13 protein-coding genes are annotated in these 16,333 nt (G+C 48.9%); 11 read left to right on the forward strand and 2 right to left on the reverse strand.

Translation table 11 applies throughout. The features are described 5' to 3' along the window. Nucleotides 1-69 precede the first annotated feature (69 nt). Complete coding sequence (locus ACQ4MX_RS23835; protein ID WP_431087688.1) at nucleotides 70-1,014, reverse strand: DMT family transporter; 945 nt, start codon at nucleotides 1,012-1,014, stop codon at nucleotides 70-72. A gap of 235 nt (nucleotides 1,015-1,249) precedes the next feature. On the opposite strand from ACQ4MX_RS23835, the gene ACQ4MX_RS23840 reads away from it, so the two are divergent. From ACQ4MX_RS23840 to ACQ4MX_RS23870, 7 genes are all read left to right on the forward strand, one after another. After that, nucleotides 1,250-2,155, forward strand: coding sequence for a hypothetical protein (locus ACQ4MX_RS23840; RefSeq protein WP_431087689.1), 906 nt, complete (start codon nucleotides 1,250-1,252; stop codon nucleotides 2,153-2,155). Between the two features lie 217 nt (nucleotides 2,156-2,372). Continuing rightward, a complete protein-coding gene (gene dapD, locus ACQ4MX_RS23845) occupies nucleotides 2,373-3,086 on the forward strand; it encodes a 2,3,4,5-tetrahydropyridine-2,6-dicarboxylate N-acetyltransferase (protein WP_014282615.1) in 714 nt (237 codons plus the stop codon). Between the two features lie 187 nt (nucleotides 3,087-3,273). Continuing rightward, nucleotides 3,274-4,428, forward strand: coding sequence for an N-acetyldiaminopimelate deacetylase (locus ACQ4MX_RS23850; RefSeq protein ID WP_431087691.1), 1,155 nt, complete (start codon nucleotides 3,274-3,276; stop codon nucleotides 4,426-4,428). Nucleotides 4,429-4,484: 56 nt separating this feature from the next. Further along, nucleotides 4,485-5,594, forward strand: a complete 1,110-nt coding sequence (locus ACQ4MX_RS23855) for an ABC transporter ATP-binding protein (RefSeq protein WP_431087692.1) — start codon at nucleotides 4,485-4,487, stop codon at nucleotides 5,592-5,594. Further along, entirely contained in the window at nucleotides 5,584-6,396 is an 813-nt protein-coding gene (locus ACQ4MX_RS23860) for an ABC transporter permease (RefSeq protein ID WP_431087693.1), read from the forward strand. Before ACQ4MX_RS23855 ends, ACQ4MX_RS23860 begins: the two co-directional genes overlap by 11 nt. Beyond that, nucleotides 6,386-7,207 carry an ABC transporter permease gene (locus tag ACQ4MX_RS23865; protein ID WP_431087695.1) on the forward strand — a complete coding sequence of 274 codons (822 nt, stop codon included), beginning with the start codon at nucleotides 6,386-6,388 and terminating at the stop codon, nucleotides 7,205-7,207. The genes ACQ4MX_RS23860 and ACQ4MX_RS23865 overlap by 11 nt, the downstream gene beginning before the upstream one ends. Further along, nucleotides 7,204-8,277 (forward strand): ABC transporter substrate-binding protein, encoded by a 1,074-nt coding sequence (locus ACQ4MX_RS23870; protein ID WP_431087696.1) that lies wholly within the window; start codon nucleotides 7,204-7,206, stop codon nucleotides 8,275-8,277. The genes ACQ4MX_RS23865 and ACQ4MX_RS23870 overlap by 4 nt, the downstream gene beginning before the upstream one ends. Nucleotides 8,278-8,742: 465 nt before the next feature. Here the strand turns inward: ACQ4MX_RS23870 and ACQ4MX_RS23875 are convergent, their stop codons facing one another. Then, nucleotides 8,743-9,906 (reverse strand): aminotransferase A, encoded by a 1,164-nt coding sequence (locus ACQ4MX_RS23875; RefSeq protein ID WP_431087697.1) that lies wholly within the window; start codon nucleotides 9,904-9,906, stop codon nucleotides 8,743-8,745. A gap of 185 nt (nucleotides 9,907-10,091) precedes the next feature. On the opposite strand from ACQ4MX_RS23875, the gene ACQ4MX_RS23880 reads away from it, so the two are divergent. The 4 genes from ACQ4MX_RS23880 (at nucleotide 10,092) to aspA (ending at nucleotide 16,227) form a co-directional block, all read left to right on the forward strand. Then, entirely contained in the window at nucleotides 10,092-13,460 is a 3,369-nt protein-coding gene (locus tag ACQ4MX_RS23880; RefSeq protein WP_431091400.1) for an S-layer homology domain-containing protein, read from the forward strand. Between the two features lie 111 nt (nucleotides 13,461-13,571). Next, nucleotides 13,572-13,973, forward strand: a complete 402-nt coding sequence (locus tag ACQ4MX_RS23885) for a VOC family protein (protein WP_431087698.1) — start codon at nucleotides 13,572-13,574, stop codon at nucleotides 13,971-13,973. Nucleotides 13,974-14,087: 114 nt separating this feature from the next. After that, nucleotides 14,088-14,618 (forward strand): GNAT family N-acetyltransferase, encoded by a 531-nt coding sequence (locus ACQ4MX_RS23890; RefSeq protein WP_431087700.1) that lies wholly within the window; start codon nucleotides 14,088-14,090, stop codon nucleotides 14,616-14,618. Between the two features lie 199 nt (nucleotides 14,619-14,817). Then, a complete protein-coding gene (aspA, locus tag ACQ4MX_RS23895; protein WP_025685648.1) occupies nucleotides 14,818-16,227 on the forward strand; it encodes an aspartate ammonia-lyase in 1,410 nt (469 codons plus the stop codon). Nucleotides 16,228-16,333: the final 106 nt, after the last annotated feature.

Genomic DNA, 16,333 nt, shown 5'->3' on the forward strand with positions numbered 1-16,333 from the left:
TTCCGCCTTCCTTTTTTTAGCAGTGAATTTAATCCATTGAGTATGGTTTATGAAAATGGGGTAAATAAGTTAAGAGCTGGCCTTCAGGGGGTGCTTAGTGTCGGGTAATTCACTTTGGTGGACGACTTGCTTTTTAAAGTCGGTTCCGTATCGAATAAAAATCCATACCCCGAACAGGATGAAAAAGCCTGCACCAAATTGTAAGGCAGAAAGCCTTTCCCCGAGCAGCACCCAGGCCAGCAGGGAAGAAATAACGGGCTCACCGAGTACCGCCATCGACACCGCGGTGGCGTTAATGTATTTGAGCAGCCAGTTAAACAGGTAATGTCCGAACAGCGTAGGCACAATCGCAAGCAGTAGGAACAGTCCCCATTCCCGTGGAGCGTATCCCGTAAAAGGAATGGCATTGACCACATTATACAGCGCAAGCGATGTGGCTGCGATGGCGAATACCCAAAAGTTATAGACAAACGCGCTCAAATGCTCGCGCAGATGCTTGCCCATCAGCATATGGATAGAGACAGCCACCATGCCCAGAAAAGATAAGGCATCTCCAAGCAAGGCTTGTCCCGAGGCGTGAAAATCCCCGGCTCCGATCGCCAGTGAGCCAACAAAGGCCAGGCCCATTCCGATGAGCATAGCGCGGTTTGTGCCTGTACGGAAAAACAAAAAAGAACCGAGCATGACAAGGATCGGCTCCAATGTCATAATAACGGTAGAGCTTGCAACAGTAGTCAGTCGCAGCGAGCCCATCCAGAGCAAGAAATGCAGCCCTAGTGCAATACCGGACCAGAGGATCAGCATCCATTGCTTGCGGGTCAGGCTGAATAGCTCGGTACGGTATTTCCAGACCAGAGGCAGCATGACAAGATTGGTCAGGTACAAACGGTACATAGCGATGACGGACACCTCGGCTTCAGACCATCTTACGAAGATCGAGGAGAACGAAATAGCGATAATACCTACAATGTACAGTAATTCAAAGGAAAATGACGGTTTGTGTGCTTGATTCATGTGGCAGCTCCATCCAGTACGGAGGAAGAATAATACGTGTATGATTCCTTCCATCGGTATCTCGAAAATTAGGTTTAACACAGCTCATTATACCGTACCTGACATCCGCGTGGAATTATGATTTTGCTAAATCCCGAGAATATAAAAAAGCGGGAGCAGGAAGAAGGATTTTAAGTATGGAGCTGCGTAGAACTTTTGCCGCACAAACTCGTCTATCATAGTGGAGGTGGATTTCATGAAAAAACGCAACACATTTTCAATCATACTGTTAACTGTAGTGGCAGTGCTGGCTCTGTCAGCCTGTGGAACAAAACCGCAAACTAATAATACCGCACCTCAAGGGGCAGACCAACCGCAGACGCAACAGCCACAAGTTAAACCGGAGCCAATCGCCGAGCCTGAGGTTAAAAAAGGAACAGGTGTATACAACGGAGCCGCTGACCCGCACACTGTTGAAATTGAAACCAATGGTGAAGCCCAGTCTTTCCAACTGGGTGACGGACTGGACACGGTGGTAGCCGGACTTGAGGAAGGCGATTCGGTCGCATTCGAATACAACGAAAAAGCAGTGGAAGGCGACGCGGTTGCCAAGCAACTGATTTTGACGAAAATTGAAAAAACAGTAACTGCAACAGACAGCACGCAAAACGGTAGCTCCGGTAAAGCAGTAGGCGGTGAACGCTCGAAAACTCAAGCTTTTGAGCTTAGCCTTGAAGGGAAAAAGGAAAAGCAAACAGCTACATTGGCAAAAGGAGAGGGATATTCACTGTATGTGTTTGACCCCATGTCCCTGTTTCCTGATCAAAACCGCGTAGCCTTGGCTGTAGATGATAACTATTACGCTGAAATTACGAAGCTGCCTTCCGATTTTAATCTGGATGAGCTTCAAAAAGAAGGCGAGAAGGATCTGGCTTCCATCGGCAAGGTGCAAAAGTTGGACAAAGCAGCCGTACCTCAAGCGCTTACTAGCAGCCGTCTGTTCTTGCAAGCGAGCGGTTCGAAGATCACACAACAATATATTGTTGTAGAAAATAAAACAGGCGGTTTCATCGTGAAAGTGAACATTCCACAAGGTGAACCCGCTGAAGGATTCGAATCCTTCATTTATACATCGCTGGAGAGCCTACAAGCGAACAAGTAACTTTTCACAACGAAGATTACGCTCTCTATAGGCAAATTGGTTTATATTCATGGCATCTATGCTGCTGATTCCCACCTTCTGATGGTGACGTTTCAGTGGCATGGATATCTAATCTGTAATTGCGAGACCTGCACTTTTGTGCTATAAAGGATGAGAGAATAAGATCATTCCGGCTTGCGAAGTCGTATGAAGCGATGAAGGAGTTGTTAGATTTACTATGTCTATCGAAATGAATACACAAGAAGTCATCAACGTGATTAAAAACAGCAAGAAAAAGACGCCTGTTAAAGTATATGTAAAAGGAGCTTTGGCTTCCGCATCATTTGGCGAGAATGTCCAAGCTTTTATTTCTGGAGACAGTGGTGTTGTATTTGGCGATTGGGCCGACATCAAGCCTGTACTGGATAGCGCAAACGCTAAAGAAGAAGACTATGTGGTGGAAAATGACCGCCGCAACTCTGCTGTTCCTATGCTCGACCTGAAGGGTATCAATGCTCGTATTGAGCCAGGCGCATATATTCGTGATATGGTTGGCATCGGTAACAACGCAGTCATTATGATGGGCGCAGTGATTAACATCGGCGTTACGATTGGTGAAGGCACGATGATTGATATGAATGCTGTACTGGGCGGTCGCGTTAAAGTAGGTAACATGTGCCACATCGGTGCAGGCGTGGTCCTTGCGGGTGTTATTGAGCCTCCATCTGCACAGCCAGTTATCGTAGAAGACGATGTATTGATCGGTGCGAACGCGGTCGTATTGGAAGGCGTGCGAATCGGTAAAGGTGCAGTCGTTGCAGCCGGAGCTGTCGTAACCGAAGATGTACCTGAATACTCCGTAGTTGCTGGTACACCTGCACGCGTGATCAAACAGGTCGACGATAAGACCAAATCGAAAACTGAAATCTTGAAAGACCTGCGCGTTCTGTAAGATTGAAAAGAAGAGTTTTTAAATGCGCAAAAGGTGAACGATTCCTTGTCAGTGGCATGATACATTGACAGCACAATTTAGGGACGAAGCACAACGGACAAGGCTCGGCGGCTGCGCCGGGCTTTTGTCCTTTTGTTCTTTTGTCTGATAAACCTGATAAGTTAGGAAAAGGAGGCGGATCAGCGGAATGAGCACGGTCGATTATCTTTCTTTTGTTCAAATACGAAGGGATTTGCATCAAATTCCCGAGCCAGGTTTTGAGGAATTTAAAACACAGCAATATCTGCTGAATTATTTGGCAACGCTCCCCCAGGAGCATCTGGACATACGTACATGGCGTACTGGCGTACTGGTGTTGATTCATGGAACGGCTCCTGCACGTCGATATGGATATCGCTGCGATATGGATGGTTTGCCAATTGTGGAAGAGACGGGCTATGATTTCCGTTCGACCCATCCCGGCTACATGCATGCTTGCGGTCATGATTTACATATGACGATTGGATTGGGGATTGTTTCTCACTTTGCAAACCACCCGATCAAGGACGATCTGGTTGTGATATTTCAACCCGCCGAGGAAGGACCGGGCGGAGCGTTGCCGATGCGGGACAGCAGCGAGCTGGCAGACTGGATGCCAGATGAAATTGTGGCACTGCATGTTGCACCGGAGTATCCGGTGGGTACGATTGCAACTCGCCCCGGCATTTTGTTTGCCAATACATCAGAGCTGTTTATTGATCTAAAGGGTACAGGCGGACATGCGGCATATCCGCACAAAGCTAATGATATGGTGGTGGCGGCCTGTCAGTTGGTTGGACAATTGCAAACGGTTGTAGCGCGTAATGTGAACCCGCTGGATTCAGCGGTCATTACGATTGGCAAGGTCAGCGGCGGTACGAAGCAGAACATTATTGCTGAAACAGCCCGTTTGGAGGGCACCATTCGCACGTTATCTGCCGATACGATGACACTGGTTAAATCACGGATTGAAGCGCTGGTGCGCGGTGTTGAAGCTGGGTTTGAATGCCATGCAGAAATTCATTATGGCTCAAATTATTTGCAAGTGTTCAATGAAGCCAAGGTGACAGAGGAATTTATGAACTGGGTCCGTGAACGGCAGGATGTACAGCTCATTGAATGTGCGGAAGCGATGACTGGAGAGGACTTCGGATATTTTCTGGAGCGGATTCCGGGGCTAATGTTCTGGCTTGGCGTTGATACGCCTTATGGTCTGCACCATGCCAAGCTGGAGCCTGCGGAGGAAGCCATTGGGGTGGCGATTCGTGTGCTGACAGACTATTTTACATGGAAATCTCAAGGTTCAATGATAGGCTCTGAATAAATATGTTTAATGTAGTGAATGAAATGGAATGAAGTCGAATGTTGAGGGAGGGTGTTATGGGAGAGCAAACCATCATCCGATTCGAACGGGTGACCAAGCAATATGACAACGATCCACCGGTGCTGGCTGATGTCAGCTTTGAGATTGAGCGTGGCAAATTCTATACGCTGCTGGGGCCCTCCGGCTGCGGTAAAACGACAATTTTGCGTATGATTGCGGGTTTTGCAGAGCCGACGGAAGGCTCGATTTATTTGAATGACAAGCTGATTAATCGTGTTCCAGCCAACGAACGGCAGGTCAATACGGTTTTTCAGGACTATGCCTTATTTCCACATCTGAATGTGTTTGAAAATGTGGCTTTCGGTCTGAGAATCAAAAAGATGAACAAAAAGGCCATTCAGGAGAAGGTTGCACAGGCATTGTCCTTTGTCAATCTGGAGGGCTACGACGAACGGGAAATTTCTGAGATGTCCGGAGGGCAACGCCAGCGTGTCGCCATTGCACGGGCCATCGTTAATGAGCCGGATGTTCTGCTGCTGGATGAGCCGCTGTCTGCACTGGATTTAAAGCTGCGGACAGAAATGCAGTACATTTTGCGTGAAATGCAGCAGCGTCTTGGGATCACCTTTATTTTCGTTACGCATGATCAAGAGGAAGCGCTGGCGATGTCGGACGAAATTTTTGTTATGAATAAAGGAAAGATCGAGCAGAGCGGTACGCCGAATGATATTTATGATGAACCGATCAATCGGTTTGTTGCTGATTTTATCGGGGAATCCAACATTGTGCCAGGACGAATGATCGCGGATTATCAGGTGGAGTTTAACGGTCGACAGTTTGAATGTGTCGATGGAGGATTGCGTCCGAACGAACCGATTGAAATTGTAATTCGACCAGAGGATTTGGAGATTACCAGTGTTACTGAAGGTAAGCTGCGTGTGAAGGTCGATACCCAACTGTTCCGCGGTGTTCACTACGAAATTAGCTGCTATGACGATTCCGGTCAGGAGTGGCTGGTGCATTCTACCAAAAAGGCGGAGCTAGGCAGTGAAATCGGCTTACATTTTGACCCGGAAGCGATCCATGTGATGCGGTTCGGGGAAACAGAGGAAGAATTTGATCGGCGTCTGGAGGCCTATGAAGAGGTGGAGCAGCATGTCCGGTAATACGAGAGCAGCGTATCTGCTGCCTTACTATTTATGGATTGTGCTGTTCGTGGCGGCCCCGGTCGTGCTTGTGTTTTACTATTCGCTATTTGATGTAGACGGTCATTTCACGTTCAGCAACTATGCACAATTTCTGACACCTGTCTATTTGAGCATGACGCTTAGCTCGTTTTGGTATGCGCTGTTGATTACAGTATGTTCGCTGTTAGTGGCTTATCCGGCGGCGTATTTGCTGACCCGAACCAAGCATAAACAACTGTGGCTGTTGCTCATTATTTTGCCGACGTGGATTAACTTACTGCTTAAAACATATGCTTTTATCGGGATTTTTGGTACTTATGGTCCGGTGAATGCTGTGTTGGGCTTGGTTGGATTGGGTGGTCAGCAATTATTGTTTACCAGCTCCAGCTTTGTGTTTGTATCGGTTTATATTTTTGTCCCGTTTATGATCTTGCCCATCTACAACGCGCTGGAAGGGTTGAACCCTTCACTGCTGGACGCCGCGCGTGATCTGGGCGCTTCCAAGTGGACGGCGTTTCGCCGGGTTATTTTCCCATTAACGCTATCTGGTGTGCGATCCGGGTGTATGGCGGTATTCATCCCGGCGCTGTCGCTATTTATGATTACCCGTCTGATTGCGGGCAACCGTGTTATTACACTGGGAACGGCGATTGAGCAGCATTTTCTGGTCACACAGGATTGGGGTATGGGCTCTACGGTTGCGGTGTTCCTGATTTTGGCGATGGCAATCATTATGCTGATTACCTCGGGTACGAAACGGAGGGTGCGGCATGGCAAATAAAAACCGATTCGGGAATATTTATTTGGTGCTTGTCTTTCTTGTGTTGTATGCACCTATTTTGTACTTGATGTATTATTCGTTCAATAGTGGCGGGACGATGCACGAATTTGAAGGGTTTACGCTCCAATACTACAAAGAGGTGTTTGCTGACACTCGCTTGATCATCATTGTCATAAATACCTTGGTCATTGCATTGCTATCGTCTGCGCTGGCCACGATTATTGGCATCATGGGAGCGTTGGCTATTCACCAGATGCAGAACCGTCGGGTCAGAAATACACTCTTGTCGCTCAACAATGTGTTGATCGTGAACCCGGATGTCATTATTGGCGCATCCTTCCTCATTTTGTTCACGATGGTCGGGATCAAGCTGGGTTTTTACTCGGTGTTGCTGTCCCATGTTGCATTTAGTGTGCCGATTGCGGTCATTATGATTTTGCCGCGACTTCAGGAAATGAGTCCATCTCTGGTGGATGCGGCCCGGGATTTGGGTGCCAGCCGGATGGATGTGCTGACCAAGGTCATTTTACCTTTTATCAAGCCGGGGATTTACGCGGGCTTCTTTATGGCGTTAACGTACTCGCTGGACGATTTTGCGGTGACCTTTTTTGTGACAGGCAGCGGCTATTCGACCTTATCGGTGGAAATTTACTCGCGTGCCCGCCAAGGGGTTTCCCTGTCCATTAATGCGCTGTCCACGCTCATTTTCCTGTTTACCGTGCTATTGGTGGTGGGTTACTACTTTATTATGCGCAAGGCCAACCGGAATGGGAAAAAGGAGCCTGCGGCGGAAATGGGGGTACCTAGATGAAGTCGCTTGTGCGCGTGTTTCTGTCGATTTTTATCATCTCGTTCGGTTTGATGGGGGTGGCGGCATGGCTCAATTCCAGTCAAGGCTATTCCGGTGGCAATACGCTGACGGTCTACAACTGGGGAGACTATATCGACCCTGATCTGCTGGAAAGGTTCCAGAAGGAGACGGGGATTACGGTCATTTATCAGACGTTTGACTCCAATGAGGCGATGCTGACGAAAATTGAGCAGGGAGGAACATCGTTTGATGTAGCGGTTCCTTCGGAGTATGCTCTGGCTAAAATGAAGCAGGAGCACCTGTTGCTCCCGCTGGATCACAGCAAGCTGTCGAATTTGAAGCATGTGGATGCTCATTTTCTGAACCTTTCGTTTGACCCGAAAAACCAATACTCTGTGCCGTATTTTTGGGGTACGGTTGGGATTGTGTTCAACCCGGAGCTAACGAAGGGCATTGATTTTCATAGCTGGGATGGTCTGTGGAATCCAAAGCTGCGTAACAACCTCCTGCTGGTCGATGGTGCGAGGGAAGTCGTGGGTATGTCACTGAACAGCCTTCACTATTCCTTGAACGACACGAATGAGGCGCATTTGCAGCAAGCTTTAGCGAAGCTAGAGAAATTAGCGCCCAATGTCAAGGCCGTTGTCGGTGACGAGATTAAAATGCTGCTGGCAAACGAGGAAGCTGCTGCTGGTGTTGTATGGTCCGGTGATGCGTCCGAAATCATGGATGAGAACGACAAGCTGGATTACATCGTGCCGGATGAAGGCTCCAACCTGTGGTTTGATAACATGGTTATCCCGAAAACGGCTACCCATGTGGACGCGGCCCATAAGTTCATCAATTTTATGATGCAGCCCGATGTAGCCGCCCAAAATGCCGAATTTGTAGGCTATTCCACACCTAACGAGGATGGAAAGAAGCTGTTGCCCGAGGATATATCCGGTGACGAGCGCTTCTATCCTCCATCTGAGATTACAGATAAGCTGGAGGTCTACAACAACCTCGGCAAGCGTATGCTGGCTCATTACAATGAATTGTTCCTGCAATTCAAAATGCATTTAAAATAAGAGAGTGGTGGGGGCGCGTGGATTCAGGCTTGAGCTTTAGAGGCCGCTGCGGGGGCGGATGGTGCTTCCCATCGCTGTTAAATTCCGATTTTTTGATTTGAAGTCTAAAGGTGAAAATCGGAATTTAAAGGCGACCGCTTATGCTTGTCCAGCACCATTCCGCCCCCTCCGCTGCGCCGTGCTTAAAGCTAGCACGAGTGAATCCCCACGCCGATGGTGGGGGAGTAGTCGGAGAACGAACAGGGCCTTGAATCACCCGTACAGGTGATTCAAGGCCCTGTTTATGTATACTCACCACGCAAAGCGGTGAGTATTGTACTTCTTTTCCCCTTACTCCACACACATGTTAGAGATTTGAGGGGACTTTAAGGCGGGCAGTAAGCGAAGCGGGCCATTTGAATCTGAAGAATCCCCCTGCAACAGCGATCGGAAGATCAAATGGACCGCGAAGCGCTTCCTCCCACCTTAACTCCCCACAATTCCTTTAACAAACATCTCTATTTTATCCAATCCCTGTTCCAGCACATCCTGTCCATAAGCATAGGACAACCGAATGTACCCTTCGCCATAGGAGGAAAAGGCATCTCCCGGCACGACAGCTACTCCATGCTCTTCCAGTAGTTTCAGGGTGAAATCCATCGAGCTTAAGCCAAAATGGGCGATGGAAGGGAATAGATAAAAGGCTCCCTCGGGCTTTTCAAGTGGAATGCCCATGTCGGTTAGCCTTCCATGTACATAGTCACGGCGCTTGCGGTATTCCTCGCGCATCGGAAGTGCATCGTCGACACCGACGGTCAAGGCTTCCAGTGCAGCATATTGGCTGATCGAGCTGGCACAGGTCACATTGTACTGATGAACCTTGACCATATGCTGTGTAATTGCAGCGGGTGCAAGCGTAAAACCAATCCGCCAGCCCGTCATGGAGTGCGATTTGGATAGGCCGTTGATGACGATGGTGCGTTCCCGCATGCCTGGAAGGGCAGCAATAGACACGTGTGACGCATCGTAAATCAGTTCGCTGTATATCTCATCTGAAATGATAAACAGATCACGGTCTCTCAACAAATCTGCGACGGCTTCCAGCTCTTCGCGGCTCATCACTCGTCCGGTTGGGTTTGAAGGATATCCGAGGATGACGGCTTTCGTCCGTTCAGTCAAATACGGCTTCAGCACCTCAGCGGTCAGCTTAAAGCCGCTGTTACGGGTGTCAGCCAGCACTGGCACGCCACCTGACAAGCGGATCAATGGCTCGTATCCGGGGTAGATGGGCACAGGCAAAATCACCTCATCACCGGGTGACAAAATGGTACGCAGGGCAATATCCAGCGCTTCGCTGGCTCCATTTGTTACGATAACCTCATCCTGTCCACGGTAATTCAGTCCGTATTTATGGGATACAAACGCTGCTGCCGCTTCCCGCAGTTCGGGTAGTCCCGGATTTGGCGTATAGGAGGTGCGTCCTTCGTTAATCGCCTGGTGGGCGGCTTCCATAATATGCGGAGGGGTAGGGAAATCCGGCTGTCCAATCGTTAAGGATAGGGTTCCGGGCAATGCGGCAACTTTATTGGCAATCTTGCGAATGCCGCTGATTTGAATGTTTTTAACCTGATCGTTAAGCAAGTGCTCCATAGCGTGTGTGCCACCTTTTTCTGTATTAGAACAAGTTTACAATAATTTGATCTGATTATGCTACGGCGGGAAGCATTCATTTTACATAATTCAGGTACTGGTTTGACTATTTTATGCTATGTTTAAACATGGAATATATATTGTAAGCGTGATCATATCTGAAATTGGGAGGAGCGCGTCTTTTGATGAAACAAGAATACATAGCAGTAACGTTACTCAAGAAATTAAAAAGATTTGGGATCGCATGGCTCAGTGTGGTACTTGTGCTGTCGGGGGGAGATCCGGGGCTACTGTCTGGTGGAAAAGCTTCAGCAGAACCTGCATCTTTAGTAGATACGGAGGTGCAATCATCACCCACGACTGTGGGGGCAAGTGTATATGCAGATGTCTATGTGCCGGGTAAGCTCCGTATCCATGATATACAGGGAGCAGCTCATCGTTCACCTTATGAGGGGCAAAAGGTAACGGATGTCGAAGGAATTGTGACGATGGTGAAGGGAAGCAGCTTCTTTATCCAGGAGGCGGACGATAAGGTGGATCAGGATGAAAAAACATCCGAGGCCATTTTAGTGTACAAGCCTAGCAGCGGTGTGCAGGTTGGGGATGAGGTATGGGTAAGCGGCTCTGTGAAGGAATATACAGAAAGAACCTACGCCAGCAAGCCGGTAGACCTGACGACCACGGAAATTGTAGCTTCTTCGGTTTCGGTGATCGCCAAGGACCGTCCACTGCCGTCTCCGATTTTGCTTGGAAAAGAGGGGCGTGTGATGCCGACATCTGTTGTGGATAATGACGGAATGACGGTGTTCGATCCGCAGGAGGATGGTTTGGACTATTTTGAAAGTCTGGAGGCCATGCGTGTTGAGTTGAGAGGTGCGCGTGTAATCGGTCCTTATGGTTATGAAATTCCGGTCAGGATTGATAACGGGACGGACACAGGCGAGGTATTGACTGAAGCAGGGGGATTGATGCTGACTGAAGCAAGTCTGAATCCGCAGCGGATTTTGATCGACGCCAAGCCCGCGGTTCCGTTGAAAACAGGAGATCGTTTTGCGGGTCCCATCACGGGAATTGTGAGCTACAGCTTTAGTAATTTCAAGCTGTTGCCTGAGCGTCTGCCGGATATTGTGTCAGGGGCTCTCCAGCCAGCCAACACACGTCTGGTGCAGGATGATCATAAGCTGACGGTCGCTTCCTTTAACGTGGAAAATTTCGATCCTGGTGACGGAAAACGGATTGATCAGCTCGGACAGGCCATCGCCGTGAATTTGAACCACCCGGATATCGTAGGGCTGTTGGAGGTTCAGGACAATAACGGCGAGAAGGATGACGGCACCACAGATGCTTCGGAAAGCTTTCGGGTGCTGATTGAGGCGATTCGTGCTTATGGAGGGCCGGAGTATGCTTTTACAGATATAGCACCTGAAAATAATAAGGATGGCGGCGCTCCCGGCGGCAATATTCGGGTCGGATTTCTCTACAATCCGCAACGTGTCACGCTGACGGATAAGTCGAAGGGAGATTCGGTTACATCGGTGACCTATGGAGAGCAGGGGCTTTCTCTCAATCCCGGTCGTATTGATCCGCTGAATGCGGCATTTGAATACTCACGCAAGCCGTTGGCCGCTGAATTTGAGTTTGACGGTCAGCAGGTGACTGTGATCGCGAACCATTTTAATTCCAAAGGGGGCGATCAGGCACCATTCGGAGGGATTCAGCCACCCGTACGAAGCAGCGAAATACAAAGGGCGAAGATCGCAACGATTGTGAATGGTTTTGTGAAGTCGGTGCTGGCTCAAAATCATCAGGCGAATATCGTCGTATTGGGAGATTTAAATGATTTTCAATTTTCCGAAACGCTCGCTTTGGTCCGGGGACAGGAATTGACGAATCTGGTAGATAAGCTGGATGAGAAGGAACGATATTCGTATATTTATGAGGGGAATTCGCAAACACTGGATCATTTGCTGGTCAGTCCGTCCATAAGTGAATCATCCGTGCTGGATATTGTTCATATCAATGCGGATTTTAGCGCGGCGGACGGGCGGGTAAGTGATCATGATCCATTGGTTGCTCAAATTGGCTTGCCACGCCAAATAGGGGAACCGCCAACAGATGACGAGAGTGGTCGGAATAAAGATGATGACGATGATCAGCAGGAGAGCAATGTCAGCAACAACATCGGGAACAATAGTAGCGGTAACGCGAGTGGAACGACGAATAACGGACAGGGTGAGACTGCGAATAGTGGGCAGAATGGTAACGGTTCGTCAGACGTTAATGTGGTGCAAGCCAAGTCCATAGTAACAGAGCAAAACGGACTGAAAAGAGCAGTCGCACAGGTACCAGCCGCTGACATACAAAATGCGATTCGGAACGGGGCGAACGGTACGCTCGTAGTCCGTGCAGGGGAGCAAGCGGATGTTAAGCTATTTGAAGTGAATCTAAATGAAGATGCTTTGGGTGCCGTCTTGAATGACCGTATTCACACCCTGCGAGTAGAAACGCCACAGGGAGGCTATGAAGTAGCAACAGGTCGTTTGTCTGTTCAAAAGCTGGCTGACACCTGGCAGGTGCCTGTAAAACAGATTTCCTTGAGCTTTACGGTTACGCCGAACGAAGGATTGGCTAAACGCACAGATATTCCAGCAGGGCGCAAGCTGGTGCGAGCTGTTGATGTTGTGGCGGAGTTACGAAGCGAAAATGGACGCAAGCAGTCGTTGGCAGGTAGCGGTAATTCCGATAAAGGGTATGAACGTTATCTTCTACGTGTTCCCGCAACGGTAGATATGGGTCAACTTGCTGTAGTGAAGGTATCCATCAACCAAGCCGGACAGTTGTCCTATCATCCGGTTCCGTTTACCGTTTCTGGTGAGGAACTGACTGTGTATGGACGTTCGGGTGGAACCTATGTTGTGCTGGATGGCGGGGAAACTAATGTAAGCAGATCGTTCAGCGATATTTCCGGTCATTGGGCGGAGCAGGACATTACACGCTTGGCTACGCGTCTGATTGTGGCAGGGGCAAATCAGTCAGCGTCCACCGCGAATGAGACTGGTGAGATGGGTTTATCGAACGTACGCTTTGAGCCGAATGGTCAGGTACAACGCTCGGAGCTGGCTATGCTGCTGGTTCGTACGCTTGGACTGGAGCATTCAGATCGCACGGTGAAGGGCTTTGACGATGTGCAGCCGGAATTGTGGTATGCGGATTCGGTGCGTACCGCAGCCGCTGCTGGACTGATCAATGGCTATGCAGACGGCAGCTTCAGACCTGATGCTCCGGTATCGAGGGAGGAGCTGGCTGTGATTGTAGAGCGAGTCCTGCGCTTCGCCGGGACTGCGGAAGATACAGCGGCAGGAAGTGTCTCAGCGTCATTATCAGATGCACAAGCCATTTCTACATGGGCAGCTCCGGCTGTCAATACACTGTCCAGCGTGGGCATTATGAAGGGAGACGGGAAAGGCCGTTTTGCTCCAACTACATCGGTGACGAGGGCAGAAGCAGCGGCTGTATTATCTCGAACTCTGGATAAGTTGAATTGGGAACAGTAGTATAATGATTGAAATGTCAGATTGATTGACTTTCTGCGGTAGTTAAGTTATCTTTTGTTGGAGAAGCAACATAAAAATTTGATTTTATAACTGATGAAGAGGTGAAACGTCATGACAGTAACAGCCAAACAAATTTTTGTGAATTTACCAGTAAAAAATCTGCAACAGTCCATTGATTTTTTCGCAGCAATCGGATTTGAATTTAACGCGCAGTTCACCGATGAGCATGCAACCTGTATGATTGTCAGTGAGCAAATATTTGTTATGTTGCTGGTTGAAGAGCGTTTTAAAGCATTCACTACAAAAGAAATTTCGGATGCAACGAAAACAACAGAAGCGATTGTTGCCTTATCGGTGGAGAGTCGAGAAAAGGTGGACGAAATTGTCCACAAGGCTCTGGAAGCCGGCGGAAAGCCTTCGAACGAACCTCAGGATCACGGCTTTATGTACGGATGGAGCTTTCAGGATATAGATGGGCATCTGTGGGAGTTCTTTTATATGGCAGAGCAGTAAGGAAATATAAAGCATTGTATAGAAACTAAAGTAACGCTATGGAAAGTAAGCGATCCTTAAAGGATGGTTTACTTTCTTTATTATTGTTATCAACAATCACCGGGAGGGATCGCAATGTCTAATGAAATTATAGTCTATCCCGTTCAAGCTCTGAACGATGCACTGACAGATACACTGACCCGGCTGTTGATCGACGTAGTGGCGGACGGCGCCTCCATAGGATTTTTACCGCCATTAGCTTATCAGGAAGCGGCAGCTTATTGGAATAGCGTCCTTCAGGATGGTGTAGTCCTGTGGATTGCGGAGAAGGACGGCGTGCCTGTTGGGACTGTGCAGCTCCATTTGGCTACAAAGGCCAACGCAACTCACCGTGCGGAAATTGCGAAGCTTATGGTGGATCCGTCCGGGCGTAGGTTTGGGATTGCGCGTCAACTGATGCAGGCTGCGGAAGAGGAGGCGCTGCGTCAGGGCAGAACGCTGCTGGTGCTGGATACACGGGTAGGCGATCCTTCCAATAAGCTATATGAATCTATCGGTTTTGTGGAAGCAGGCGAGATTCCAGGATATGCCCAATCGGCTGACGGTCACCTGCACGCTACCCGATTTTATTACAAACCACTAAATCCGTACCTGAGCCGTTGCTGAGTATTTGGCGAATAACTGTGTTATATACAGGTAATAATAGCTTGTTATACGATTTCATATGCTTTTTCCGCTTTTCGGCTGGAAAAGCAAGGGAATGGGAACGTATAATGAAATGGAGACCGTCTAAAGGGTCTCTTTATGCCAATTCGGCTGGTCCGGATTGAAGATCGTAGTATATACAGCGGAGGAATCGAAGAATATGAGGCTGGAGCATGATTTTCTAGGTACCAAGGAAGTGCCGTCAGACGCCTATTACGGTGTACAAACACTGAGGGCAAAAGAGAATTTTCCAATTACCGGCCAACGGCTGCATCCTGAGCTGATTAAAGCCATGGCGATCGTCAAAAAGGCAGCAGCAACGGTAAACATGGAGCTGACCCGCTTGCATCGTCCCAAGGCGGAGGCCATTATTCAAGCAGCTGACGAGGTGATTCAAGGACAGTTGCACGACCATTTCATCGTCGATCCGATTCAGGGCGGCGCAGGCACGTCCATTAATATGAATACAAACGAAGTGATTGCGAACCGGGCGTTGGAGCTGATCGGCAAGCAGCGTGGAGATTATCAGGAGATTAGTCCTAACAACCATGTCAACATGGCGCAATCGACAAACGACGCTTTTCCAACGGCTGTCCATCTGGCTGTTCTAAGTATGATTGACAAGCTGTTGGTCACCATGAGTGAGCTTCAGGAGGCGTTTTCCCGTAAGGCGAAAGAGTTTGACAGTGTGATTAAAATGGGCCGAACTCACTTGCAGGATGCAGTACCGATCCGGCTAGGACAGGAGTTTCAGGCTTATGCACGTGTGCTGGGCCGTGATATCGGACGTGTCCGTGCCACGAAGCTGCATTTGCTGACGGTCAATATGGGCGCAACTGCGGTAGGCACCGGCTTGAACGCAGATCGCCGTTATATTCAGCGTGTCGCGGAGGTGCTGGCGGAAGTAAGTGGTTTCCCTGTAGAGGCTGACGAAAATCTTGTCGATGCCACTCAAAACACGGATGCTTATACGGAAGTGTCTGCCGCGTTAAAAATTTGCATGATGAATATGTCCAAGGTGGCGAATGACATACGCCTGATGGCCTCAGGGCCGCGTGCTGGTCTCGGAGAGCTGAGTCTGCCCGCCCGCCAGCCGGGTTCATCTATTATGCCGGGTAAGGTAAATCCGGTAATGTGTGAGGTCATCAACCAGATTGCTTTTCAGGTCATTGGGAATGATCATACGATCTGTCTCGCTTCCGAGTCTGGTCAGCTAGAGTTGAATGTGATGGAGCCTGTGCTTGTCTACAACCTGCTGCAATCGCTGGAAATTATGAAGCAGGGCTTTCATGTCTTCCGCATTCATTGCGTGGACGGAATTGAAGCGAACGTGGAGCGGTGTCGTGAATATGTCGAAAACAGCGTAGGCATTATTACCGCGCTCAATCCCCACCTTGGATATGAGGTCGTATCACGCATCGCCCGTGAGGCGATTACAACTGGCAAATCGGTACGCGAGTTGTGTCTGTTGTATAATGTACTGACTGAGGAAGAGCTGGACATTATTTTGGACCCGTATCAAATGACTCAGCCGGGTATTGCCGGAGAGTCCCTGCTGAATCGGGAATAATATTGCGGAGTTTAGAATGTAGACAGCTTTGAGGCAAAATGAAGACAGCCCCGTCGAATCTGGCGGGGCTGTCCTTGTGTAACACGAGTGTCAGCGCGTGATAAAG

Origin of the sequence: Paenibacillus sp. 8b26, assembly GCF_050626875.1 — a bacterium.
Classification (GTDB): domain Bacteria; phylum Bacillota; class Bacilli; order Paenibacillales; family Paenibacillaceae; genus Paenibacillus.

Excerpts from the sequence above, each read along its gene's own strand:
- ACQ4MX_RS23890 (WP_431087700.1), top strand. The coding sequence starts at position 14,088 with ATGTCTAATGAAATTATAGTCTATCCCGTTCAAGCTCTGAACGATGCA.
- ACQ4MX_RS23885 (WP_431087698.1), top strand. The coding sequence starts at position 13,572 with ATGACAGTAACAGCCAAACAAATTTTTGTGAATTTACCAGTAAAAAAT.
- ACQ4MX_RS23860 (WP_431087693.1), top strand. The coding sequence starts at position 5,584 with ATGTCCGGTAATACGAGAGCAGCGTATCTGCTGCCTTACTATTTATGG.
- aspA (WP_025685648.1), top strand. The coding sequence starts at position 14,818 with ATGAGGCTGGAGCATGATTTTCTAGGTACCAAGGAAGTGCCGTCAGAC.
- ACQ4MX_RS23865 (WP_431087695.1), top strand. The coding sequence starts at position 6,386 with ATGGCAAATAAAAACCGATTCGGGAATATTTATTTGGTGCTTGTCTTT.
- ACQ4MX_RS23880 (WP_431091400.1), top strand. The coding sequence starts at position 10,092 with ATGAAACAAGAATACATAGCAGTAACGTTACTCAAGAAATTAAAAAGA.
- dapD (WP_014282615.1), top strand. The coding sequence starts at position 2,373 with ATGTCTATCGAAATGAATACACAAGAAGTCATCAACGTGATTAAAAAC.
- ACQ4MX_RS23850 (WP_431087691.1), top strand. The coding sequence starts at position 3,274 with ATGAGCACGGTCGATTATCTTTCTTTTGTTCAAATACGAAGGGATTTG.
- ACQ4MX_RS23875 (WP_431087697.1), bottom strand. The coding sequence starts at position 9,906 with ATGGAGCACTTGCTTAACGATCAGGTTAAAAACATTCAAATCAGCGGC.
- ACQ4MX_RS23870 (WP_431087696.1), top strand. The coding sequence starts at position 7,204 with ATGAAGTCGCTTGTGCGCGTGTTTCTGTCGATTTTTATCATCTCGTTC.
- ACQ4MX_RS23855 (WP_431087692.1), top strand. The coding sequence starts at position 4,485 with ATGGGAGAGCAAACCATCATCCGATTCGAACGGGTGACCAAGCAATAT.
- ACQ4MX_RS23840 (WP_431087689.1), top strand. The coding sequence starts at position 1,250 with ATGAAAAAACGCAACACATTTTCAATCATACTGTTAACTGTAGTGGCA.
- ACQ4MX_RS23835 (WP_431087688.1), bottom strand. The coding sequence starts at position 1,014 with ATGAATCAAGCACACAAACCGTCATTTTCCTTTGAATTACTGTACATT.